The sequence below is a fragment of the Alphaproteobacteria bacterium genome, from assembly GCA_030680745.1.
In the GTDB taxonomy this organism is placed as follows: Bacteria; Pseudomonadota; Alphaproteobacteria; order JAUXUR01; family JAUXUR01; genus JAUXUR01.
Window position 1 is genome coordinate 1 of record JAUXUR010000001.1, and the last position, 24,320, is coordinate 24,320.

The 24,320-nt window shown below is 33.1% G+C and carries 18 protein-coding genes; 5 read left to right on the plus strand and 13 right to left on the minus strand.

Features of this window, described 5'->3' with window-relative positions:
- Nucleotides 1-590 precede the first annotated feature (590 nt).
- Complete coding sequence (locus Q8L85_00005) at nt 591-1,352, plus strand: hypothetical protein (protein MDP1723074.1); 762 nt, start codon at nt 591-593, stop codon at nt 1,350-1,352.
- A 159-nt stretch (nt 1,353-1,511) separates the two neighbouring features.
- On the opposite strand, the gene Q8L85_00010 is transcribed toward Q8L85_00005, so the two are convergent.
- Nucleotides 1,512-2,972: an anion permease gene (locus Q8L85_00010; GenBank protein ID MDP1723075.1), complete on the minus strand. Its 1,461-nt coding sequence runs from the start codon at nt 2,970-2,972 to the stop codon at nt 1,512-1,514.
- 341 nt (nt 2,973-3,313) lie between these two features.
- Between Q8L85_00010 and Q8L85_00015 the strand changes: the two genes are divergently transcribed.
- The gene (locus Q8L85_00015) at nt 3,314-4,768 is read left to right on the plus strand and encodes an NAD(P)H-hydrate dehydratase (GenBank protein ID MDP1723076.1); all 1,455 of its coding nucleotides are present in this window, start codon (nt 3,314-3,316) and stop codon (nt 4,766-4,768) included.
- A 77-nt stretch (nt 4,769-4,845) separates the two neighbouring features.
- Here the strand turns inward: Q8L85_00015 and Q8L85_00020 are convergent, their stop codons facing one another.
- Complete coding sequence (locus Q8L85_00020; protein ID MDP1723077.1) at nt 4,846-5,931, minus strand: hypothetical protein; 1,086 nt, start codon at nt 5,929-5,931, stop codon at nt 4,846-4,848.
- A gap of 294 nt (nt 5,932-6,225) precedes the next feature.
- On the opposite strand from Q8L85_00020, the gene Q8L85_00025 reads away from it, so the two are divergent.
- The gene (locus Q8L85_00025; protein ID MDP1723078.1) at nt 6,226-7,164 is read left to right on the plus strand and encodes a hypothetical protein; all 939 of its coding nucleotides are present in this window, start codon (nt 6,226-6,228) and stop codon (nt 7,162-7,164) included.
- Between the two features lie 96 nt (nt 7,165-7,260).
- Here the strand turns inward: Q8L85_00025 and Q8L85_00030 are convergent, their stop codons facing one another.
- The 5 genes from Q8L85_00030 to Q8L85_00050 form a co-directional block, all read right to left on the minus strand.
- Nucleotides 7,261-7,698, minus strand: a complete 438-nt coding sequence (locus Q8L85_00030) for a hypothetical protein (protein MDP1723079.1) — start codon at nt 7,696-7,698, stop codon at nt 7,261-7,263.
- A 192-nt stretch (nt 7,699-7,890) separates the two neighbouring features.
- Nucleotides 7,891-8,637 (minus strand): ATP-binding cassette domain-containing protein, encoded by a 747-nt coding sequence (locus Q8L85_00035; protein MDP1723080.1) that lies wholly within the window; start codon nt 8,635-8,637, stop codon nt 7,891-7,893.
- Entirely contained in the window at nt 8,630-9,481 is an 852-nt protein-coding gene (locus Q8L85_00040; protein MDP1723081.1) for a hypothetical protein, read from the minus strand. The genes Q8L85_00035 and Q8L85_00040 overlap by 8 nt, the downstream gene beginning before the upstream one ends.
- Nucleotides 9,478-10,449, minus strand: coding sequence for an ABC transporter substrate-binding protein (locus tag Q8L85_00045; GenBank protein ID MDP1723082.1), 972 nt, complete (start codon nt 10,447-10,449; stop codon nt 9,478-9,480). Before Q8L85_00045 ends, Q8L85_00040 begins: the two co-directional genes overlap by 4 nt.
- Nucleotides 10,442-10,744, minus strand: a complete 303-nt coding sequence (locus Q8L85_00050; protein MDP1723083.1) for a YerC/YecD family TrpR-related protein — start codon at nt 10,742-10,744, stop codon at nt 10,442-10,444. The genes Q8L85_00045 and Q8L85_00050 overlap by 8 nt, the downstream gene beginning before the upstream one ends.
- A gap of 151 nt (nt 10,745-10,895) precedes the next feature.
- Between Q8L85_00050 and Q8L85_00055 the strand changes: the two genes are divergently transcribed.
- Together Q8L85_00055 and Q8L85_00060 are read left to right on the plus strand one after the other, a co-directional pair.
- Complete coding sequence (locus Q8L85_00055) at nt 10,896-12,308, plus strand: deoxyribodipyrimidine photo-lyase (GenBank protein ID MDP1723084.1); 1,413 nt, start codon at nt 10,896-10,898, stop codon at nt 12,306-12,308.
- A gap of 140 nt (nt 12,309-12,448) precedes the next feature.
- Nucleotides 12,449-13,687, plus strand: coding sequence for a hypothetical protein (locus Q8L85_00060; protein ID MDP1723085.1), 1,239 nt, complete (start codon nt 12,449-12,451; stop codon nt 13,685-13,687).
- A 9-nt stretch (nt 13,688-13,696) separates the two neighbouring features.
- Here Q8L85_00060 and surE read toward each other — a convergent pair whose 3' ends face one another.
- From surE to Q8L85_00090, 6 genes are all read right to left on the minus strand, one after another.
- Complete coding sequence (gene surE, locus Q8L85_00065; GenBank protein ID MDP1723086.1) at nt 13,697-14,488, minus strand: 5'/3'-nucleotidase SurE; 792 nt, start codon at nt 14,486-14,488, stop codon at nt 13,697-13,699.
- Nucleotides 14,481-15,758, minus strand: coding sequence for a serine--tRNA ligase (gene serS, locus Q8L85_00070; protein ID MDP1723087.1), 1,278 nt, complete (start codon nt 15,756-15,758; stop codon nt 14,481-14,483). The genes surE and serS overlap by 8 nt, the downstream gene beginning before the upstream one ends.
- 55 nt (nt 15,759-15,813) lie before the next feature.
- Complete coding sequence (tatC, locus tag Q8L85_00075; protein ID MDP1723088.1) at nt 15,814-16,602, minus strand: twin-arginine translocase subunit TatC; 789 nt, start codon at nt 16,600-16,602, stop codon at nt 15,814-15,816.
- Entirely contained in the window at nt 16,592-16,906 is a 315-nt protein-coding gene (locus Q8L85_00080) for a twin-arginine translocase TatA/TatE family subunit (protein MDP1723089.1), read from the minus strand. The genes tatC and Q8L85_00080 overlap by 11 nt, the downstream gene beginning before the upstream one ends.
- Nucleotides 16,907-17,143: 237 nt before the next feature.
- Entirely contained in the window at nt 17,144-19,111 is a 1,968-nt protein-coding gene (locus Q8L85_00085) for a hypothetical protein (GenBank protein ID MDP1723090.1), read from the minus strand.
- A 74-nt stretch (nt 19,112-19,185) separates the two neighbouring features.
- Entirely contained in the window at nt 19,186-24,111 is a 4,926-nt protein-coding gene (locus Q8L85_00090) for a hypothetical protein (protein MDP1723091.1), read from the minus strand.
- Nucleotides 24,112-24,320 lie beyond the last annotated feature (209 nt).

Here is a 24,320-nt window from a genome sequence, read left to right on the forward strand (position 1 = left end):
ATGCAATAATTCCATCAGCTGCATGGTACCAATCCTATGTATGTGTTTGTTTTTATAGGATTATAAACATCATGCAGTGTTTATGGAATTTTTATTATTTTTCAACGTATTATAAAAATATTTCGTGTGGATCTCTCAGGACTTGATCGCGGGATCCAGACAATCTTCCCTAAAGTTAAGATTGTATAAATTAGGCAATGACATCTTCTTTATTTGCTTTCTGGATCCCGCGGACAAGCCGCGGGACGTAGGAGGTGGAGTAAGCAATAGTTATTAAATATCAATAGGTTGAAACACTTTTGGGTAATGATGTGCCCGCGGCTTGTCCGCGGGGTCCAGAAAACTCATAGAAAGTCTTGATAAATCCATTCATTCATCTCCTGCACAATGGATCCCGCGAACAGGTCGCGGGACGTAGAAAGGGAGTAGGGTTTATACTTATGGGTAATGATATAGCCGCGGGACGTAAGAGGTGAGATGTTCAAAATTCGTACACCCTCCTGGGGAGTTACCTTTATATTAGTCTTAATATTTTTTTAATTTTTTGTTGATATAAATAAAATATGTGATGTGTTTATATGGAGTCTAAAATGAAAAAAACTTTTTTGGCAACGTTATGCTTAGTTTCTATTTCTTTTTTTGCGAACGCAGAAAAAGTTGTTATTAAAAATGATTCAAAATACAATATTTCATATGGAACCAATTATGCTAAAGCATTAGTTTCTAAAAGTATTCCCCCTACTCAATTCGTCATCGTTGATCTTCCCGACAATACAGAATCTGATTTATATATAAGACGTTGGAGTTGGTCAGGTGCCGCAAAAAACATTTGGACATGGGGAAAAAGAGCTTACACAGCTGTCGCTCCAAGCAAAGAAAATGCTGCAGATTTTGCAAAAGAAGCGTATCGCTTTGGTGGGGAAGATGTTTATAATCGTTTTTCAACAGCAAAAACAACAGTAAATCCTTCTTTAGTGTCAGGCGATAAAATTAAAGTTGTTCTTGTTACAAATTTTGATGAAGGCACCGACACAATTCAAGCCACAATTATTGATGGCTTGAAAACTGATTATCCTGGAGCAATTGTGGACGAAAATGTTGAACCAAGTTCTCCACCTATAGATTCGAGCTCCTTACGTAAAAGTCAAGAACTTGCCACTTCCCTTGGTATTGACGAAGAAAAAGTGATCAAACTCTACAATAGACTTTTAAGAACAGCCTCGGAACTTGTTGCGACTCATCCTGAATACGAAAAGGAATTTGAACAGCTTATACAAGGTCCAGCAAGCGAACCTTCTCCTGAAGCTTGTGAATTGCTACAAGACTTCTTGTTTGGTGAATCACAAAAATAATTTTTGCGTCATATGCTTGTAAATGGCACCTTATTAAGGGTGCCATTTTTATTTCATAGTTGACAGACTTGAGATTCAGACAAGGAGGGCCGAACGAAGTGTATTCTTCATACATGAGTGAGAAGCGACGTGGTATCAATCCAAGTCTATCGACTATAATTACCAATAGCCAAGCAACTTCCACCACCCAAGTCCAATCGTCCCCCAAATGACCAAACTAAAAATACTGACGATAAAGCCTAATCGCCACCAATCTTTAATATCCACATAACCAGATCCATAGAAAACAGGCGCAGTCCCTGTCCCATAATGCGTAATGCTTGCTGAAAGCGATGATAATACAGCAAAAGTGAGTGCACCTAACATAGGTGGTGTCCCCATAGCAATCACAACAAGCAAGAAAGCACTATACATCGATGAAATATGTGCCGTGACACTCGCAAATAAATAATGGCTATAATAATAGACAAGCGCCATCACCAGTAAGGCCATGCCCCAATTGAGACCACTCACCGTTTGACTCATATGATTTGATACCCAGGCGATCATGCCAAATTCAGTTAAGTAACCAGCCATCATTAAAAGAACAGCAAACCACACTAAAGTCGTCCAAGCTTCTTTTTCAGTTGAAAGATCATTCCAATTTAAAACACCTGTCAAAAGAAGAATAGCTAATCCAAGAACCGCCGCTTCAGCCGCATCAATACCTAAATGATCACCCATCACCCACAAAACCAGCACGAGCGAAAAAGTTAAAAGCATAATCCCTTCTTGGAAAGTAAGATTACCCATCTCTTTGATTTTATCTTTGGCCATTTTGGTCGCTAAAGGTGTTTTTTTAAGCTCAGGAGGATAAAGAATATAAAAGAGCAATGGCAACAATAGTAAGCTTACAAGTCCTGGTACAATAGCTGCAATCGCCCAACTTGCCCAAGTGAGTTGAGCGCCTGATTGTCCAGCGAGTTTTGCAATCAAAGGATTGCCCGCCAAAGCGGTTAAAAACATAGCGCTTGTAATAACATTGCCATGGAAAGCGACCTTGATAAGGAAAGAACCTATTTTACGCTCTGTTTTGTCTTTTGGGTCGCTGCCATACCCTTCAGCGAGTGATTTGATAATGGGGAAAACAACACCAGCGCCACGTGCGGTATTACTAGGAATAACAGGCGATAATAAAAATTCTGTAAAAATAATACCGTAAGAAAGACCTAAGGAGCTTTTGCCCATCGTACCAATAAAATAATAGGCGATTCGGTTGCCGAGCCCCGTTTTAACAAAACCTTTGGCAAAGAAAAAAGCAAAAACAACCAACCACACTGTTGTGTTTGAAAAAGTGACCAAAGATTGTTTTAACGTTAACGTACTGGTTACAATAAGCACCGCAAGCGCTAAAATAGCGACTGAACCCATAGGCAATGGCTTTAAAATAATACCTGCAATTGTAGAAACAAAAATGATGAATAAATGCCATGTCTTAAGATCGATGCCTTCTGGCGCATCGATTAACCAAAGTAAACTTGCGAATACGAGGATAATTAAAAGCGGCCCTAATTTAGCGCCCTGCCATGGAATATTAAGTGTTGGTAATCTCAATTTGTGGCCTTCAACTTTTGCAGCCATTTCTCTCTCCCTTTTATCTTTTTTTTATGTATAGCATTCATAAAAAGATCTTGAAAGACTTGACTTTTAGATGATAATCGAAAAGTGCAGAATAATATTTTTAGGCATTCATTTTAAGCTTTTTATCTGAAGTAGATATATACCCAAATGATTTGCAAATGCCGATTTTTAGACATGAAATTTGAGGTGATTTTTGATACCAAAAATAACGACAGATAATTGTTTTACCTTAGGAATTTTTGGTTCAAAAAGCGACCAAAGATCATAGACTAAAAACGGTAGTTTCAGATTGTTTGGGTATAATATATATTAATAAAAATAGTGTAAAAATTGAGCAAAAAATGACTGCAATTATTCTCAAAAGTTCGGAAGTTTACCTTCAAGAAAAAAAGATTGAGTCATTGGGTGTTTCGCTCAGCGATCTTATGGAAAAAGCTGGTAAAGCTGTTTTTGACATTATTTTGGAACGATTTCCTTCTCAAAAAACACTTATTTTGGTAGGCCCTGGAAATAATGGTGGGGACGGATATGTTGTTGCATTATTACTTGAAAAGGCTGGTTGGGAGGTTGATGTCGCATCATTCAACAATAAACCGCCAACATCTTTATTAGCCTTAGAGAAATATCAAAAATGGGCTGGCACATTTAAAAATATAAGCGACATTCATTTTGATGATTATTCTTTGATTATCGACGCCATTTTCGGCATTGGACTTTCAAAATCTGTTGAAGATCCTTTATTAAATTATATTAATAAAATTAATCAAAGCAATGTAACAATTGTATCCATTGACATCCCTACGGGTATTTCTGCTGATAATGGTACAATTTTGAGCGCAGCGATTCATGCAAACCTGACCATTACATTTAATTTTTTAAAACCAGGTCATGTATTGTTACCAAGTTCCATTCAATGCGGCGAGATCATTATTGTTGATATTGGCATTCCAACCCCCTACCCCATTTTATGGCAACAAAATGATCCTGATGTGTGGCGCCAAATGATTCCAAGGCCAAATGCCTTAAGCCATAAATATAAAAGAGGCCATTTAGGGCTTATTGGTAGCAAGGAAATGACGGGCGCTACTCGCCTTGCATCAATAGCAGCGCGACGTATGGGTGTAGGGCTTTTATCCATTATTTGTCCATTACATGCTGAAATTATTTATGCCTTATCAGATCCAGGTCATCTTATTAAACCATATGATTCAATGGAAGATTTTGATTCTTTGCTAGATTTACATCAGTTTTCAGCTTTTTCAATTGGGTCGGGTCTTTTACCAAATACCGAAACACAAGCCTTGGTATCAAAAATACTGACTCTCAAAAAGCCAACTTTGATTGATGCAGGCGCGCTCATGGCCTTTGAAAAAAATCCATCGATATTATTTAACCAATTGCATGATACGTGTGTGTTAACGCCACATGAAGGAGAATTTAAACGTTTATTTAATGATAAAGTCGATTTTAATATTTCAAAAATTGAACAAACAATACAAGCTGCCCAGATTTCTGGTTGCGTTATTCTTTATAAAGGTGGCGATACGATTATTGCAAAGCCTATTGGCGAAATCATAGTTGAAAATCAATATGCCCCTTATCTTGCAAGCGCAGGGACTGGTGATGTTTTAGCAGGACTTATAGCAGGATTGTTAGCGCAAGGAATTGATTCTTTTTGGGCAGCATCCATTAGTATTTACGTACAACGAAAAGCTGCGATGATGTTAGGGCCAGGACTTATCGCCGAAGATTTATCGTATAAGATACCAGCTGTTTTAAGAGAATTGATCGAGTGAAAAATTGTTGTCGAAAGGCGCAAGAAGATGAAAAAGCATTACTTAATCATCTTCTTCTGCTTTCTACGTAAGATAGTCTATTTTTTTGTATTTTTTACATCAAAATTCATATCCATTGATTCTTTATCATTGATGAACAATTCACCTATTGCAGCATTGGTTGTAAATCCCGGGTTGAAACGTGTAAGGCCCTGCTTATTATGATAAGATTTTATATGAATTTTAGAGTTTATTTTGTTTTCATCAAGATATTTAATGAGTTTCTTATCACTTTCATTTCCAATAATGTATTGAGATCCTTTATGACGAACTTTTTTACTGCAAAGTTCTTTTAATGAAAATGTAAAATATTTTTTGTTGTTTTCAAAAAAAGGATTGAACGCTGTAATCTCTATATAGATGGCATCTTCTGTTTTTTCGCCGTTAATCATCACATTATATTCTGCACGCACGATACCATTACCTATATCCTCTTTGTTTTCAGTGCAAATCAATTTAATGTTTGATCCAAGCTCATTAAAATTTTTGAGTTTTTCTTTAATGATATTATTTTGTTCGTTGTTTGATATAACATAATCATATCTTATTTTGTCGTTAGAAATTTCATTTTCAAACAATGCATAAAGAAGCATTTTGCCATCATCTGATTCATTGCTGAAAGAAATAAAGGGAACTTCTTCTTTTTGTGCTTCAATTGTGATTATATCGTTTGTTTTTTGACCTTCAATAAATATTTCATATTCACCAGAAATTGTAAATTCATCAATATCTTGAGTTTTTGTATTAAAAACTAGCTCAATCTTTGTTAAAGATTTTGCAATTTTTTTAACTATTTTTATAAGATTTTCCGAATCTTCATATTTTGAAATACGATAAATATATCCTAATTCAGTGTTTGTTGTTTTGTTTGTTTCTAGAAAATCAAGAAGTAATTTCTTATTTTCTTTGGTTTTATTGTCAAAAGAAATAAAAATATTCTCTTCTTTTTTTATTTCAACAATATCACCCTTGTTCGAATTAATTATAATTCCCTGCGTTACTTGTTGTTGTGACTCAGAAATTTTTTTATTACTCTTCTTGTTTTTGCCTGCAATTGCAGGGGAATTTATAAGGTTTAAAGAAAGCAAGGACAAAAAAGTTACAAGTGATAGTCTTTTTTTCATTTTAATGATTCCTGTAAGATATTAATGTTTAAGATCCAATCACTCTAGACAAAGATAAAAAAAGAGCAACGTGGCTGTGTTAATTTTTTTTAATTATGTTACGTAATAACAACAACTTGTTTTGAATATATATGAATATCGGCGATGTCTGACATCATGTCTCCCTGCTTAAATTACGGACATACAATCATCGTGCATTACAATCAATAAAAACTATTATCAAAGCGTCTTAATTGGTTTAGTATTATAAAATAAAACTTTTATTAAAAAAAATAATTTACAAAGGATAACTTTATGATAAGAATCGTATTCTTACTTATTTTTTTAATCAACTCAAACGCTTTGCGTGCTGATGAAACCGTTAATAAAGTCACATTACCAGCCCTTAAAAATTATGTAGATCAATTCATAGAGCTTAACAAAATAAAAGAAAAAATTTGCAATTATTATGAAATTAATCCAGAAATAGAAATTTTTATTAATAATATTCCTAACTTAAAAGAAGAAAAAAGAAATTTATCATCAATAGGATTTGAAATACTTCCTTTAACACCCAAACAAGTATTTGAGCGTAATATTCTTGTCTTAGGGAAAGCTAATATCATTCATATTGTTTTTTTTGGTGAATTACACAATCATGCTGAAATGGTTCAAAACATTGAACTTGAAACGATTGCCCCCTATCAAGGGGCTTCAAGAAAAATGTTCTTTGAATATTCAAATTCTCAGCTCTTTATCATTAAACAAGTCATTGCAGATTATCTTATCAAAAAAAATATGCATGATTATAGCATTCAACAAAATATTCCCGCTTATTCTAAAAAAAGCCTATCAAATGTTGCTATAAAAGAAATAGAATTTGAAGATTTAACAATCACGCTTCTTGGATTTTCTTTAGGTGGCCCCTTAGCAAACTTAATGGCTTTAAATTTAAACCACTATCATCCTGAAATGGTTGAAAATCAAAAAATAAAAATCATCACTTTTGGATCGCTTTTAGCTTTTGATGCTGATCTTGCAGTTTTTTACAATGCAACGTTCAAAGATGTAAGCTTAAATTTAATACATATGAATGATCCTGGATTAACTTTTAGACAAGAAGACGCACCATTAAATCAGGTCGGCACCTATATTTTAACCCCTGATCCAGGGAATCATCGCCATAGCTTATTGGGATATCGTCAAAGTTTAGGCTATATGCATAATGACGATTATAGAATTTATGAGCCATAAACTTAGATTAACATGATAATTTTTTATTATTCAAAGACGCGAAAGAAACATCAGCATTGCTCAAACTCAATTCCTTCCGCATCCCTTGAACAATTATCAATCCTGAGCTACCTCTTCAATCTTTTGCCTTCTTTCGACTTTTGTTCGTGTTCCTTGACGCATCATTAATTGATCAGCAACCACCTCATCAGCTGTTTGTTTTTTTTCGACTTTTGTTCGTGGCCCTTGACGCATCATTAATTGAGAAGCAACCACCTCATCAGCTGTTTGTTTTCTTTCGACTTTTGTTCGTGGTCCTTGCCGCATCATTAATTGAGAAGCAACCACTTCATCAGCTGTTTGTTTTTTTTCTTTTTTACTGGTTTTTTTTGCTTTACTAAGATTTTTCTTATTACTTTTATCTTTTTTAATCTTTGGTAAAGCATCTGCTGCAACCCGATCAACAGACACTGGTTCATTAACCGCAAAAACCCCTGTAGGCATTCCTAGCGCAACAAATGCAAAAGCTATTAAAGCAAAAGATTTTATTTTCATATCGTTTCCTCCAAACATTTAATACCTGTACTTTGATTCTAACATAAAAAAAATTATTTTTATATGTATAAAATATTAATTGCATACACATATTCTTATTGTTTTTTCATTATATGATATATAATTTACAAAATTTAAATTCAAACAAAAAATTCGCTAAAATGTAAAAATTTTATTTTAAACACGGATACATTAAAAAGATTCCAGCAATCCTTTTATTGTCATTTTATCTTTTGATTCTTTATCAAATTCTTTTTGGATTTTACCATCACCTAATATTAAAATCCGATCACCATATTTCAAAGCATGCGCTAAATTATGTGTAATCATAAGCGTTGTACGTTTTTCTTCCGTAACAATTTTATTGGCAATATGCATTACTTTTTCTGCCATTTTGGGATCTAAAGCGGCCGTCATTTCATCGAGTAAAAGAATCTTTGAATTTGCCATAATAGCCATTACAAGACTCAATGCCTGACGTTGACCGCCTGATAAATTCGCCACCAATTCTTCAAGCCGATTTTCAAGCCCCATACCAAGAATGGATAGTTTCTCTTTATAAAAAGCACGTCGTTTCGATGTTAAATGCTGTGAAAATAATCGTTTTTGGCCTCTTTTATATGCAAAACTCATATTTTCTTCTATTGTCATATTTTCCATCGTGCCCACTTTAGGGTCTTGCATGACTTTTGCAATAAAAGATGCTCGCTGAATATGTTTTTTGAAAGTTATATTTTCTTTATCAATCAAAATACTACCACTTATTGGCTGCATAAAACCTGAAATGATATTAAACAAGGTTGATTTTCCTGCGCCATTCCCACCAAGAATGATAATAAATTCACCTTCAGATACTTCAAACGATAAATCATTTAAAATACTGCGCTCATTATTTGTACCTTGATTTAAAATGACGTTAATATTATCTAGCTTAAGCATATTTTCCTCTCAATTTAGGAAGAATCATAATGCCTATAACCATAAAGCCAGTAATAAGATTAAGATCTTGTGTTTCAAGTCCCAAAAACTCACTATGCAAAGCGAATGCTATAAAAATACGATACATAATGGATCCTAAAAGACATGCAGGAATCACCAACCACAAGGATCTAAATCCAATCATCTTTTCACCAATGATAAGCCCTGCAAGCCCCACAATAACAGTACCAATACCTTGAGAAATATCGGCAAAACCTTGATGTTGACTAAAAAGTGCACCCCCAAATCCAATCAATGCATTACTCATCATTAATCCAATAATGGTCATGAATTTTACATTGACACCATTATTAAGCGCTAATCTTTTGTTTTGCCCGATACTTCGTAATGCAAGACCAAAATCAGTTTTTAAAAGAACACTCATCCCCAGCGACATAAAGACTGCGATCATGATCAGTACCAATAATGCATTTTGCCCTGTAAAAATTGTTGGCTCATTCATCAGCGTAATATTGGGCACACCGGACATAACGCGCAAATTGATGGAATACAGCATAAAAGCAACCAATATCCCCGAAAGCAATTCAGTAATTCGAAATTTCGTATAGAGAATACCTGTTGCAAGACCTGCAATGCCTCCAGCGATCATCGCTAAAAACAAAGCAAGAAAAGGATTGCAGCCTGATTTGATTAAAATAGCTGAACTTGCAGCGCCCAAAACAAAACTGCCGTCACATGTAAGATCTGGAAAATCAATGACTCGAAAAGTCAAATAAATACCAATAGCAATAATGCCATAAATTAGCCCCATCTCGAGGCTTATTAATAATTCTAAAAAGTTCATTTGACATCACGCTGGTAAACTTTTGTGGCAGATTTAATAATATCTTCAGGAATTACAATGTTCGCTTTTGAAGCTGCCTCAAGATTCAGATAAAGTTCTTTTGTTTCAGGAAATTGTATCGGAATGGATCCGCTTTCTTCCCCATTCAAAAGACGTATAATAATCTCGCCCGTTTGCGCACCAACTTGATATTGATTCGGCCCAAGCGCCGCTGTAGCGCCAAGCTCAACAGCATCCGTATCGCTTACATAAACTGGTATTTTAGACGATTGCGCAACTTTAATAATAGATTGCAAGGCACTTAAAGCCACACCATCATTGCTGATAAAAATCGCATCAACTATAGATGCAAGTTTTGTTGCAGCTTGTGGCACATCAGCTGTTTTCAACGCCGCTTGTTTAATAAAAGTTATGCCCATTTTGGGTAACAATTCATCAAGCTTTTGATTAATAGCAATTGAATTGAGTTCGCCCGGATTATAAATAATCCCTAATTTTTTAAGGTTGGGCTGTAATTTTAAAAAAAGATCAATTTGAGGTTCTAAGGGCATAAAATTTGAAACACCTGATATATTATTTCCAGGTTTTTCAATACATTGCCCAAGCCCCGCGCCTATTGGATCAGTGACTGTGCTAAAAACAAGCTTTGTCTTGTTCAAAGATGCAGCTTTTGCAAAACTTTGCGCAGCAATTGTTGCAACACCAACAACAATATCAGGTTGCTGATTAACGAATTTATTGGCGATTTGTTGCGCTAATGCTGCATTGGCTTGTGCTGATTCAACGCGAATATCAATTTTATCGCCGTAATTCTTTTTAAGAATATCAACGATCCCCTTCGTTGTTTCATTCAACGCAGGATGTTCAACAAATTGACTAATAAAAACTTTTTTATGGGCGGAAGGAGAATCAGTGGCGTATAAATTAAATGAAAATAATAAAGAAAGTAAAAATAATAGTCTATTCATTTTGTGCTCCATTAAGTTTCAGTTTATTCAATATCGTTCTATAGCCATGATAAGGTTCATCTTTTAAGAACCGCGCAACACGACCAATTGTTGTTAGGCTTGCGTTTGTTAGTTTATGTATTTCTCGGTATGACAAACCGCCTTTTTCAAGCAATTGGCATACGCGCCACCTTTCTTCTAACACTTGTTTTTCTTGAGGGGTCAAAAGATCCTTCAAAAAATTCTGTGCTTCGTCCCGATCATTAAGGCTTAAAAGTGCCTCAATAAGATCAAAATGATGATGGTCTGTTTCCATATTTATCTCTCATCCTTGTATGCTTGTATGCTTGTGCTAGTATACTAGTACAGCACGATATTGTTGTAAAGATGTTTTTTAATTTTGCTCCCCTCTTCCCAAAAATCAATTTTTAGGTTTAGATAATATTCACTTTTTATGGATAAAAAATATGAATGCGCTTTTTTGGTTTCGTGACGATTTACGACTACAAGATAATCCTGGCTTGTTTAAAGCCATCAACCAAACAGAAAGCTTAATCCTTATCTATATTTTAGATGAAACAGCCCCTTCTTCCGAACAATTGGGTGGCGCTAGCAAATGGTGGTTGCATCAATCACTTCAAAAATTACAACAAGATTTAGAACAAAAAGGTCAAAGACTTATCTTTAAAAAAGGCAATCCCACTGAAATTTTAAACAAACTTGTCCACGATCAAAAAATAGAATCCGTATTTTGGAATAGATCCTACACGCCCCACTCTATTGCACGCGACACTTCTATTAAAACGGATTTAAAATCTAAAAATATTAATGTTCATACTTTTCAAGGCAATGTACTCATTGAACCTTTTAATATTAAGAATAAATCAGAAAAACCCTATCTTGTTTTTACCCCTTTTTATAAATCTTATTTAATGCATCCCTTTTTGGGCGAAGAACCTTTTGATATCCCCTCTCATTTACCTCAGTTTTTCACTACTGTTTCGTCATTATCCCTTGATGCATTGGGTCTTTTACCACAAGGACTTAATTGGGCAGATAGATTTCCTGATTATTGGATAGCTGGTGAAAAAGGTGCCTGGACACGTTTGGAAGATTTTTTAACTGAGGATCTTCAAAAATATCGCCTTGACCAAGATTTATCTCAAAAAACATCTTTATTGGCGCCTCATCTACGATGGGGAGAAATCTCCGTCAGGCGTCTTTATCACGAATTAACGCAATTAAATATTAAAACACCCTTATTATCATCTGTTATTGGTGCCTTTCAACGCGAACTTGTTTGGCGGGATTTTGCGTCCCACCTACTTTATCATTTTCCAAATACAGTCACAGAAAATCACAAACCTCAATTTAATGCCTTTCCCTGGATTCAACATGATGATTATTTTAAAACTTGGACAAAAGGCAAAACGGGATATCCGATCGTTGACGCTGGCATGCGTCAATTATGGCAGACAGGATTTATGCATAATCGCGTTCGTATGATCGTTGGATCATTTTTAGTAAAACATTTATTAATTGATTGGCGATTCGGTGAAAGATGGTTTTGGGACACCCTTTTAGATGCGGATCTTGCCTCTAATATAATGAATTGGCAATGGGTTGCAGGATCTGGCGCTGACGCGTCACCCTATTTTCGTATTTTCAATCCACTTTTGCAGGCCCAAAAATTTGATCCTAAAGTTCAATATATCAAAGAATGGGTTCCAGAATTACGCAATGTAAATGATAAAGCAATTTTAGAAATGGATCATTTATTTGAATATACAAAAGGTATTTATCCGCATCCCATTGTGAAGCACGAAGATGCACGTAATAGAGCACTTCTTGCTTATAAAAGTTGTCGAATTTCAACGTAATCCATACATCCGCTGTAATTGTTAACTTCCATAGTTTTAATATCTTTTTTATTTTTAGATAAAAGACATGGTTGATGCTAATTTTTTTTTAATTTTTATGTTAATTTAAAGTAATTGATTGCTATGTAAGGAGTTTTGAAGTGATAGTAAAAAACAAACTTGCCTTATGTTCTGTTTTTATATGTTTTTTTATTATTTTTTTCACTAAAGCTCATTCATCAGATGATAGTGATTTTTATGAAGAAATAGAAGCTTATTTTCCTCAATTAAATAACAATGAAAGGATTTCTGATGATAAAAAGAAATATATCAATAAAGCTTTTTTTAATAAATTAGAAAATGTTTTTCTTTTAAATGCCAAAAAAAACATATTAGACCATAGCAACAAAGTAAATTTATCGAATTTTTTAAAAAATTCTACATTGGACAAAACAACCATGATGAATTTATTATTTGATAAAAAAGTGCACAATGTAAGCATTTCTTTTGGTATACTATGTCATTTTTATGGTTTTTTGTCAGAAATAGAACATAATTTAGACCCTGATAAAAATAGCTTTGTATCATTTTTAAATTATTTATTAATTTTAAACGATAATGATATAAATCTTGTTTCATTTTCCTCTTTAAAAAATAAAATAATCAGCTTGTTGCCATTAATTTCTAGTTTGTATAGTGATTTTCAAACACATTATGAAGATTGGCATCCCGTATTTACGTACAATGAGTTTTTAGAGCCTGATAATTCAAGTCTTTTATTAGCGATCGCATTAAGAAAAGTAAAAAATAATAAAGATGAGGATCTAACAGAAGAAAATTTTCAAACTATTCTTGACGCGATTAAAAGAAATGAAATTCATCACCTTGATTTACAGGAAAAAAATATTGATGTTGATATGGCAACAAGAATTGGTGAGGCACTTCAACACAATGAATCGGTTGTAAGCCTTGATTTATATTATAGCAACATTAAAGACGAAAGCGTTAAAGCTATTTTGAGCAAATTAAATCTTAATTCAACACTTACGCATATCGATTTATCATATAATCAAATTGATGATGCAGGGGCCGCCTTTATAGGGTCTTTTTTAAAGAACAATAAATGTATTACCAGCTTGAATTTAGAGCACAATTTTTTTAAAAATCTTGGAACAATGAAAATTGCAAATGGATTGATTGCAAATAAAACGCTAAAAAAAATTAGCTTAGCAGATAATAATATAAGCGATAAAGGGTTAATGTCTCTTAAAATGGCTTTGCATAATAATGAAACGTTAAATTTAATCAATCTATCTGGATTAAATGTATCAGAAAAATCACGTTTAAACTTTAATGAGTTGAAAACTGTTAATCCAAATATTGATATTGTTTTTGAATGAGATTTCTGTTTAAAACGCATTAAATAAATGCGTCAATCGATCAATTGTTGGATAATGTGTTAGATTGACATGTAAAGGTGTAACAGTAACCCAACCTTCCATTAATGCATCAAGATCGGTGTTATGAGCGAAGGTTTCATGCTGGACAACATCAAGCCAATAATAGGGAACACCAAAGGGATCGTCTCGTTTAATGGGCGGATTTGATAAATGACGTCTACCTTGTTGTGCTATTTTAAAGCCTTTGATGTCGTCCAATTCTTTATCAGGAAAATTAACATTTAAAAAAACATCGGGTGGCCAAGATAGATGTGCAACCTTTTGAATCAATTGAGGCAAATAGGTTTCGACATTTTCCCATCTGGGTTTATGCGATTGGCTGACTTCAAGGCTGACGGCAATCGACGGAATTCCTAGTAAAGTTGCCTCCATGGCGGCTGCAACCGTACCCGAATACGTAATGTGATCTGCAACGTTTCGGCCATAATTAATGCCTGAAATGACTAAATCTGGTTTTTTGTCTTTCAGGACTTCACACGTTGCCAACAATACACAATCTGTCGGTGTCCCATCTACGGCAAAACGTTTTGTATCCAATTGTTTGATGCGGAGCGGCCTTGTAATGGTTAAAGAATGGCCGGCGCCGCTTTGCTCAAAAGTTGGTGCTACAACCCAAATATCATCAAAAATACGTCCAAGAATTTCTTCCAGAACATGAATACCAGGGGCGTAAGCACCGTCATCATTCGACAGTAAAATACGCGCCTGTTTTAAGACATCTAGGTTAGAGTTTCTAAACATTGGGAGAAATGACATCCATTTTCATGTAAGAGCGTAAAGCTTCAGGCACAATCACTGAGCCGTCTTCCTGTTGGTAATTTTCCAGGATCGCCACCATCGTTCTGCCAATAGCAAGACCAGATCCATTTAGCGTATGCACAAAGCGATTATCTTTGCCCTCATTAGGCTTAAAGCGGGTACGCATGCGTCTTGCTTGATAATCACCAATATTGGAGCAGCTTGAAATCTCGCGATAGCAATCTTGTCCAGGCAGCCATACTTCAAGATCATATGTTTTTTTAGCAGTTGAACTCATATCGCCTGTTGAAAGCACCATAACTTGGTAAGGGAGTTCTAAACGCTGCAGAATGGTTTCGGCGGCCTTTGTCATGCGCTCATGTTCTTCTTGCGATTTATCTGGATGTGCAATCGAAACAAGTTCAACTTTTGTAAATTGATGTTGCCTAATCATGCCGCGTGTGTCTTTGCCAGCAGCACCTGCTTCAGATCTAAAGCAAGGTGAATACGCTACAAAACGTAAGGGCAATTCGTCTTCTTTCAGAATTTCATTATTAACCAAATTGGTAAGAGAAACTTCAGCTGTTGAAATGAGCCAATAACCATTAGTGGTTTGAAATGCATCTTCAGCAAATTTTGGTAAATGAGCAACGCCATAAAGAGCAGCTTCTTTAACAAGATAAGGGGGCGTTATTTCACGATAGTTAAATTCCATTGTGTGAACATCAAGCATGAAAGCAGCCAAGGCGCGCTCAAGCCGCGATAAAGCATCTGATAAAACAACAAAACGTGCACCTGACATTTTGGCAGCGCGTTCAAAATCCATCATACCGAGTTTTTCGCCAATATCGAAATGCTCTTTAGGTTTGAATGAAAAAGTCTTTGGTGTGCCTACTTTACGTAAAATAACATTGTCTTTTTCGTCTTTACCCGTTGGCACATCGTCATATGGAATATTAGGAATGACATCTAATAATGCATCAAGTTCTAAAGCTGCATTTTTATCCAAATTTTCAAGTTCTTGCACTTTGTTTCTGAGCGCTGTCATTTCAGCCATCAAAGAATCAGCTTGAATGTCGCCTTTTTGTTTGGCAAGGCCAATATCTTTGGAAATTGTATTACGTTGTTGTTGCAATGTTTGCAATTCTGTTTGAATATCACGACGTTTTATATCGAGTTCTAATAATTTTTTGGAAACAGCTTGGGCACCACGACGTGAAAGTGCATGATCAAGAGCGTCGGGGTTATCGCGGATCCATTTAATGTCTAACATAATGACTTCTACTTTCTACTACTGGTGAATGTCCATATTATGAACATTTCGTGTGTTAAGATTTTTCAGGTACAATATTCTCTTCAACAATTTCCTTACGCTTCTTTTCAACGAAACGTGCTGCAATTATAGAGATTTCATAAAGGGCATAAAGGGGTATTGCAAGTCCTATTTGGCTGATCACATCAGGGGGTGTTAAAATTGCACCAACAATGAAGCAGCCCAAAAAGACAAATTTGCGTGATTTGGAGAGGCTTTTGGCGGTCACAAGGCCTAAGCGCGTTAAAAGCACCAGAATAACAGGCAATTGAAAACAAATGCCGAAAGCAAAAATAAGCTGCATCACCAGCGATAAATATTCACTGACTTTTGCTTCTAGATGAATGGGGAGGCTACCTTCAGTGCCTTTTGTTTCAAAGCTTGCGAAAAAATCCCAAGCGAGTGGGAAAATAAAATAATAAGCAAGCGCCGCACCCATAAAAAATAGAATGGGGGATGCGATAAGGAAAGGCATAAAAACTTTTTTCTCAGCTTTATAAAGGCCAGGGGCTACAAAGCGCCATAATTGAAAAGCGATAAAAGGAAAAGCAAGACAAAATCCAGCCCAAAATGAAAGCTTCACATACATGAAAAAGGCCTCACCAAGACTTGTATAAATAAGTTGGTGGCTGCCTTTTTTGGCAAGAACGTCGGCTAAAGGATTAACCAAAAAATGATAGATTTGATCTGAAAAATAATAGCAAATACAAAAGCCTATCAAAAGCGCCAAAAGGCTATACATAAGACGTTGTCTTAACTCAACAAAATGTGCAATAAGCGTCAGTTTTGCTTGTTCAGGATTCATGACGAGATGTATCCTTTTTGGTATCATCTTGTTTAGCTTTAGATCTTGCAGCAATTTCATCGCGTGTTGGGAATTCATCCGTGGCTACATCGTTCAAACGATCGAGTTCTAATTTATCAGCATAACTATACCAAGCTAACTTCACACCACGAATGAGTTGGCGTAGTTTTGCGACCCAAAAGCCTAAAAACTTCATCACCTTCGGAATATCTTTTGGCCCAATAATGACCAAAGCGATGATAAGGATCAGGAAGATTTCTGACCAGTTAAAATTAAACACTATTTGTGCCCTTCCAATGAGCAAGATTGGCTATTGTTTTAAAATAATGTGTAGCTCGTCATTGCGAGGGGCCCAAATTTAAAAAGGGGCCCCGCGGCAATCCATTTACTTTATTAAAAGATTCTAAATGTGGATTGCCACAAATGCCTTTGTGCTACGCACTCAGGCATTTTCGCAATGACGAAAGTGTTCTAATGCATCCATTACGCACGTTACTTTACCCTAAAAAGAACAAAAGGAAAATTTTTTTCTACACTAAAATTAATCTGCGTTATGCAAAAACATTACCTCTTTTCTAATTGCATAAATTGCTTTTTTGCCAGCTTCTGAAATTTGATTGTTGTCGTAATTAAAGGTAACCAAATTAGGCATTCCAGCTAGATTGATAGCACCCTGATCTTTCAATTGATTTGAATTAATTGAAAGTTCTTTTAAATCATATAATTGTGAAATGGCTTCAGCACCTTTGTCACTTATGAAGTTATTGTCCAGGATAAGTGTTTCTAAATGTGGTAATTCATTAGCAATCCATAAAATGGTTTCATCTGTTAATTGATTACCATCAAGCTTTAATTCTTTTAAGTGCTCAAAAGTTTTTAGATTTTGCAAAATGGATTTAATGTTGGATTTATTATTGTTTAAAACGAATGAAAGATCCACTTTTTGTACATTATAAAAAAATTCTGACAATTCAAAAAATTCTAAATCTGTTGGGCATATCCTAAAGCATAACTCATTTATTTGAGTCTCAGAGGGTAAAGCTATTTTTTGAGCTAAACATTTTCGTGCATTAGTATCAAACACAAATATAGTATCATTTTGTACAGTATATGGATTTTTATCCATAATATTTGCATCAACAAGGGTCAGGTCCGTAGTATCATTATTATAAAAAAAGTCTAAATTACTTTGCGTTTCTGATGTTAGGTCAGAAAAATCGTCCATAGGCATTGGGCTTGCAAGAATTGAGTCTATAAAAATATTTGTATCAAATAGAGGTATTTTTTCCTTTGTATTTGAATTGTGAGCATTATTATTTTCTGCAAATGGTGATTTTGAACGTATATTTTGTATTGGTGTTTGTTGGAAATTTTTTAGAATGTTTGTAATATTTGTTTTTTGCAGAACAGGCAAAGGTTTTTTGGGTTGTGATGGAGGTGTGCTCTGCCTCAGGTTTGTGTGGACATTAGATTTTTGCGACAAGATCTGCGTCGTGTCATTGTTGTTATTTGTATATTGCGGATTATTTTGTGTACTATTATTTAATTGTTGATTGATAAGTTGTTCGTAGTGCAAAAGGGTGTTTATAGAATTACATGGGTTTTGTGGCTCGCTGAGATATGCATTTAAAATATAATTTAAAACACTTCTTTTGATATCTATTAATGCTAATGATTCATTTTTATAAAATTTTGAACTTTTTTCTTTTATTGATTCTACTATATCATGAAATTTATAAAATATTTTTTCTTTTTTGTTTAAACCTAAGTGAATGTTTGAAAATCCTTCTCCAAATAAAGCAGAGGCATCTATTTTTTGCGTGCATGGAAATTTCATACTCAGAAATTTAGTTTGTTCAAATGATGGAAGTATTTTAAACACAACATGTGTTACTGCTGTTATGGGTTTAATGACTTCATTATAAATTTTATTGAGTTCTTTTATTTCTTTAAGGTCAAAAATATAAGTGTCTGAATAGTTAGTTTTTTCTTGATGTGTTGGTTGTTTGTTTTGAGTAACATGCTGATTGTTTGCTAAATATTGTTTAACGTGATCCATGTTTATATTGAGTAAATTTGGTTGAGGTTCGGGAGTGTAATTGTTTTGCATTAAAAATGGTATATGAGGCGTAGAGCTAAGGGTTGGTGCTGGTATGTTTAGTGTAATATTATTAGTGGTATGGATATTTACATTATATTGAGGAAATGTGAAAACTTGATATTGTTGTTGTGGTAATCGAACATTGGAAGAAAGGATAGGTAATTTTTTGAGCACTTCTTTTGATGTGTTATGTACTTCTTTTGACTTCAAATCTTCTTGTGCATTAGCGCGCAAAACAGGTTGTTTCTTTTCTGAATTGTCATCGTCGTTTATTTTTGTACGTTTGTTGTTTGCGTCACTTTGTTCTTCAACATTTATTCTTTTATTATTAGAATTAAACATCGCTTGAAGTGAATTTGTAAATAACATTGTGCATAATAAGGCAACAAATAAAGTGGTTTTCTTCATAATAAATCTCCAGTTTTTAAAAAAATTATAATAACAATAAAAAAAATATAATAAATTTGAAATTTATTATATTTCTATATTAACGAATGCATAAACAATACATCCTTTCTAAGTTCTTCAATATCTTTGTGACCCAATGGCGTAATTTCATTATTGTCATAATAAAACACTTCTAAATTATCCATTGTTGCGATTTCTCTAGCGCCTTTATCTTTAATTTTATTGGATTTGACGTAGAGTTCTTTTAGGTTTTGCATGCATGAAACATATACAGCACCGTTATCTCCAATTAAATTGTTATCCACATTTAGTAATGTTAAACATGGTAATCCTTGTGCAATACATATAATATCTTCATCTGTTAATTCATTTCCTTCCGCTGTTAGTTCTTTTAAATTTTGAAAAATTTTTAATGCTGTTAAAATTTTAATTCTATCTATTTTATCTTTTGGCAGAGCAAACGAAATATTTATTTTTTCTATAAAATTAAAATTTTGAAAAAGTTGAAAAATTTCATTTTCTGTAGGACAAATTTCAAAATGTAAAAAATTAATTTTACGTTCCAATAATATCGGTTTCCCTTGCTGCAAAAACGCTCTTTCATTGTTTCCAAAAGAAAACATTGCATCTTCTAAAGCATTACAAACAGGGTTTTGTATATCTTCGCTATAAAACAAATCTAAAAGTTCTTTGTAATCTGAATCGTTGTTATTTTTTTCTTCTGTAATAATTAATGTGTTAGATGCTAAGTTTTGTATCGGCATTTGAGGATTAAGCATCATGTTGTGAGGCTGCATGCGCTGTACATTATTTGAATTATACTGCTGCGTATTTACTTGAGGCGCATAATTGTTCGGCGTCGGCATTTGAGGATTAGGCATCACGTTTTGAGGCTGCATGCGCTGCACATTTTGCCCAATATTTAAATTATGCTGCTGCTTATTTACTTGAGGCGCATAATTGTTCGGCATCGGCGTTTGCGGATTAAACATCACGTTATGAGGCTGCCTTTGCTGCACATTCTGCCCAATATTTGAATTATGCTGCTGCGCGTTTACTGGGGGCCTAAAATTATTTGGGTTTTGACTTGCAGCAATTTGATTGTTTGAATTTTCTGATTCTGCAAATAAAGCATTTATAAAAACATTAGGGTAGTTTTTTTCTTTAAATAATTCTCTTTCTTTATAAATTCTACTTTTTTCAATATCAAGCGGTTTTTTTGGTTCATTTTCTTTTGCTTCTTTTACAAAACCAGAGATATCTATTTCATTGTCATTAAAAGCAGTTATATTTTTTATAAAATCATCGAATTGACTAAATAAAGATTTTTTAATATATAAATTCGGAATAATATTTGAGTATTTCTTACCAAAAATGGGAGAAGCATCTATTTTTTTAATATAACTTTTATTTTTTCGAAGAAAATTAATTATTTTAGGTGGTGGAATGATTTTAAAAATTATTTCATCCATATTAATTTGCTGCAATTGACGCTCAGTTTTAACTTTTCTTTTTTCTTCAAGATCAAAAACATATACATTATTTTTTGAGTTTTCTTTTTGATCTTTATTTTCAAAATTATTTGAATTAGTGCGTTGAACGTTTACTTGCCATGCATAATTGTTAGGAATTTGTTTATTAGGCGTCACCTTTTGAGGTTGTCCTTGCGGTACAATATTTGAATTATGCTGCTGGCCATTTAATTGGTACATAGAATTGTTCGGCGTCGGCGTTTGCGGATTAGGCGTCACCTTTTGAAACTCCACATTCCGTTTAATATTTGAATTATGCTGCTGCTCATTTACTTGGGGGCTAAAATTATTCAGATTTTGACTTGTAACAATTTGATTGTTTGAATATTCTGATTCTGCAAATAAAGCATTTATAAAAACATTGGGATTGTAGCAACCCTTGATATATTCTTTTTTTTCATTAAGATAGCTTTTTTCAATGTCGAATGGTTTTCTTGGTTCTATTTTTTTTGCTTGATCTACGAATGAAGAAAAACCTGAATTATTCTGTTTATCGGATATACAATTAGTAAAAATTTCTAATTGCGTAATTAGGCTGGCCTTAATACTTGAATCCATTTCAATGTTTAAAAATTTTTTACCAAAAAGTGAGGAAGTATCTATTTTTTTAATATTTTTATAATTTTTACTAAGAAAATTAATATATTTAGTCGATGGAATAATTTTAAAAATTATTGTGTCTATATGCTCTGTTTGCAATCGATCTTCAAAATTAATTTTTCTTTTTTCTTCAAGATCAAAAACATATACATTGTTTTTTTTGTTTTGTTCAATACTTGAATTTTCTGATTCTTTAAATAAAGCATTTATAAAAACATTTGGATTGCAGGAACGCTTAATATATTCTTTTTTTTCATTAAGAGAGCTTTTTTCAATATCAAATGGGATTTTTGGTTCAGTAAATTTTGCTTCTTTTACGAAAAAAATGAATTTTTCATTATTATTAGCGTGCCTGTTTATTGCTTTATATTCTAAAAAATTTATTAATTGATTGAACAAAGAGGCTTTAATATTTGGATCTTCATTAATGTTTGAATATTTTTCTCCAAAAAGAGTAGATGCATCAATTTTTTTTGTAAATTCATATTTTTTATGAAGCCGCTTAATATCACTCCTCGTTGGAACAATTTTTAAAATTATTGTGTTTATAGTGTTTTCTAAAGATAGATTATCTTTTTGTAACTTTCTTTTTGCTTTAAGATCAAAAATATATATATTGTTTTTTGTGTTTTCTTTTTTTTCTTTATTTTCTACATTATTTGAATTATTTTGTTGCAAATTTACTGGGGGCGCACAATTGTTCGGCATTGATATTTGCGGATTAGGCGTCACGTTTTGAGGCAGCATTCGCTGCATATTCTGCCCATTGTTTAAATTATACTGTTGCGGATTTACTGAAGGCGCATAATTGTTCGGCATAGGCATTTGTTGATTAGGCGTTATGTTTTGAGGCTGTCTTTGCGTTACATTCTGCGCAATATTTGAATTGTGCCGCTGCTCATTTACTTGGGGGCTAAAATTATTCAGATTTTGACTTGCAACAATTTGATTACTTGAATTTTCTGCTTCTGCAAATAAAGCATTTACAAAAACATTACGAATATCTTTTTTTCTAAATAATTCTCTTTCTGCATAAAGTCTGCTTTTTTCAAAATCAAATGGTTTTTGGGGCTCACTGCAGTGCGAATTTTCTATAAATTGGTTAAAATTAGCATCCTCATATTTTAACATTAAAAACTCTTCTAAATCCGCAAGCAAGCTTCTCGGTCTATCATTTTTAATACGATGAATATTTGAAAATTTTTTTCCAAACAATACAGACATATCTATTTTATTAATGTTTTTATAATGACTTTTAATGTAATACAATTGCTTAAAACTTGGAATAATTTTAAAAATTATTGTATTTATATGAATTGTAGCGCCTTTTGGAAATGATTCTATTGTTTTTTTTGTTTCACAATCAAAAATATATACATTGTTTTTTGCGTTTTCTTTTTGTTCTTTATTTTTCACATTATTTGAATTATTTTGTTGCAAATTTACTAGAGGTGTATAATTATTCTGTTTTTGACTTGTAACAATTTGATTGTTTGAATTTTCTGATTCTTCAAATAAAGCATTAATAAAAACATTACGAATATCTTTTTTTCTAAACAATTCTCTTTCTGCATAAAGTCTGCTTTTTTCAAAATCAAATGGGTTTTGAGGTTCTTGGTCGTACGAATTTTCTATAAATTGGTTAAAATCAGCATCCTCATATTTTAACATTAAAAACTCTTTTAAATCTATAAGCAAGCTTCTCCATGTATCATTTTTAATACGACGAATATTTAAAAAATTTTTTCCAAATAATATAGACATATCTATTTTATTTACGTCTTTATAATAACTTTTAATACAATCCAATTGCTTACTACTTGGAATAATTTTAAAAATTATTGTATTTATATGAATTGTACCGCCTTTAGGAAATGATCCTATTGTTTTTTTTGCTTCACGGTCAAAAACATATGTATCGTTTTTAATGTTTTGGTTTTGAACCACTTGATTATTGTTGTTGTTAACATAATATGGATTTTCTAATGGTATGCTGTAAGGTCCATTGTGCACATTTAATGGCAAAACAGGTGTAAAATTCTGAATTAATGTTTGCTGTATCTTGGGTTCATTATTTAGTACAAAATTATCTGTGAATGTTTGTTTAAAAAAATCTTCTTTGTTTTCTATAAAAATTAAGTTTTTTTCTGTCGCAATTTTTTGAATATTATGCCAGCTTTCGTCAGATATCAGGTTTTTGTCCAATGAAAGTTTTTTAAGTTGTGGCATTTTGACTATTGATAAAGCACCACTTTCTTCAATTTGATTATGTGTGATAGATAATTTTGTAAGTTTTCTGCCCATAAGCGCAATATTCTTAGCACCTTTATCGGTAATCAAATTTTGGTTCAAATGGATTGATTCTAACCAATTATCATTATTGGGTGCATGCGTGAATGCCGGAAGGATAGATAGCTCTATATCAGTTAGCATATTGTTATTACAAATTAATTCTTTTAGTGCTTGAAAATTCAAAAGCTCTCTTAAAAACTTTTTTTTACGATCTGACGATACGTTACGTAATATATCCGAAATATCTATTTTTTGAACATTTGGGAATTTAAGCCCAATTTTAGTAAGTTGGTCTTCAGAAGGATACACTTTAAAGATTAATGATTTTGCAAAAGTATTAACTTGTAAAGATTGCGTTACATCTTTATCAAATACAAAAATATCATTGCCTTGTTCTATGATAGGTGTGTTTAAATTTGACTGATCAACATCATCATATTTTGTACGTTTCTTATTTTCTTGATTTTGCTCTTCGGAATAATCTCGTTTGCCATTAGAGTTATACATTGCATACAGAGAATTTACGAATAATATTGCACATAAAAAACCAACTAAGAAAGTAATTTTTTTTATCATAATCTCGACATCTAAATTTAACAATATAAACCAAAAGATATCATTTTAAATAAAAAAAATCAATACTTATTTTAAAGGTTATATTTGTTTAATAAAAGCAAAATGAAAGACGTAAATTTTCCTTGTGTATTGTGTAAATATTTTGTTATGCGGGTTATACACTCACATAATTTATTTTTATATTTTTCAATGGATTTTATGGGTTACTA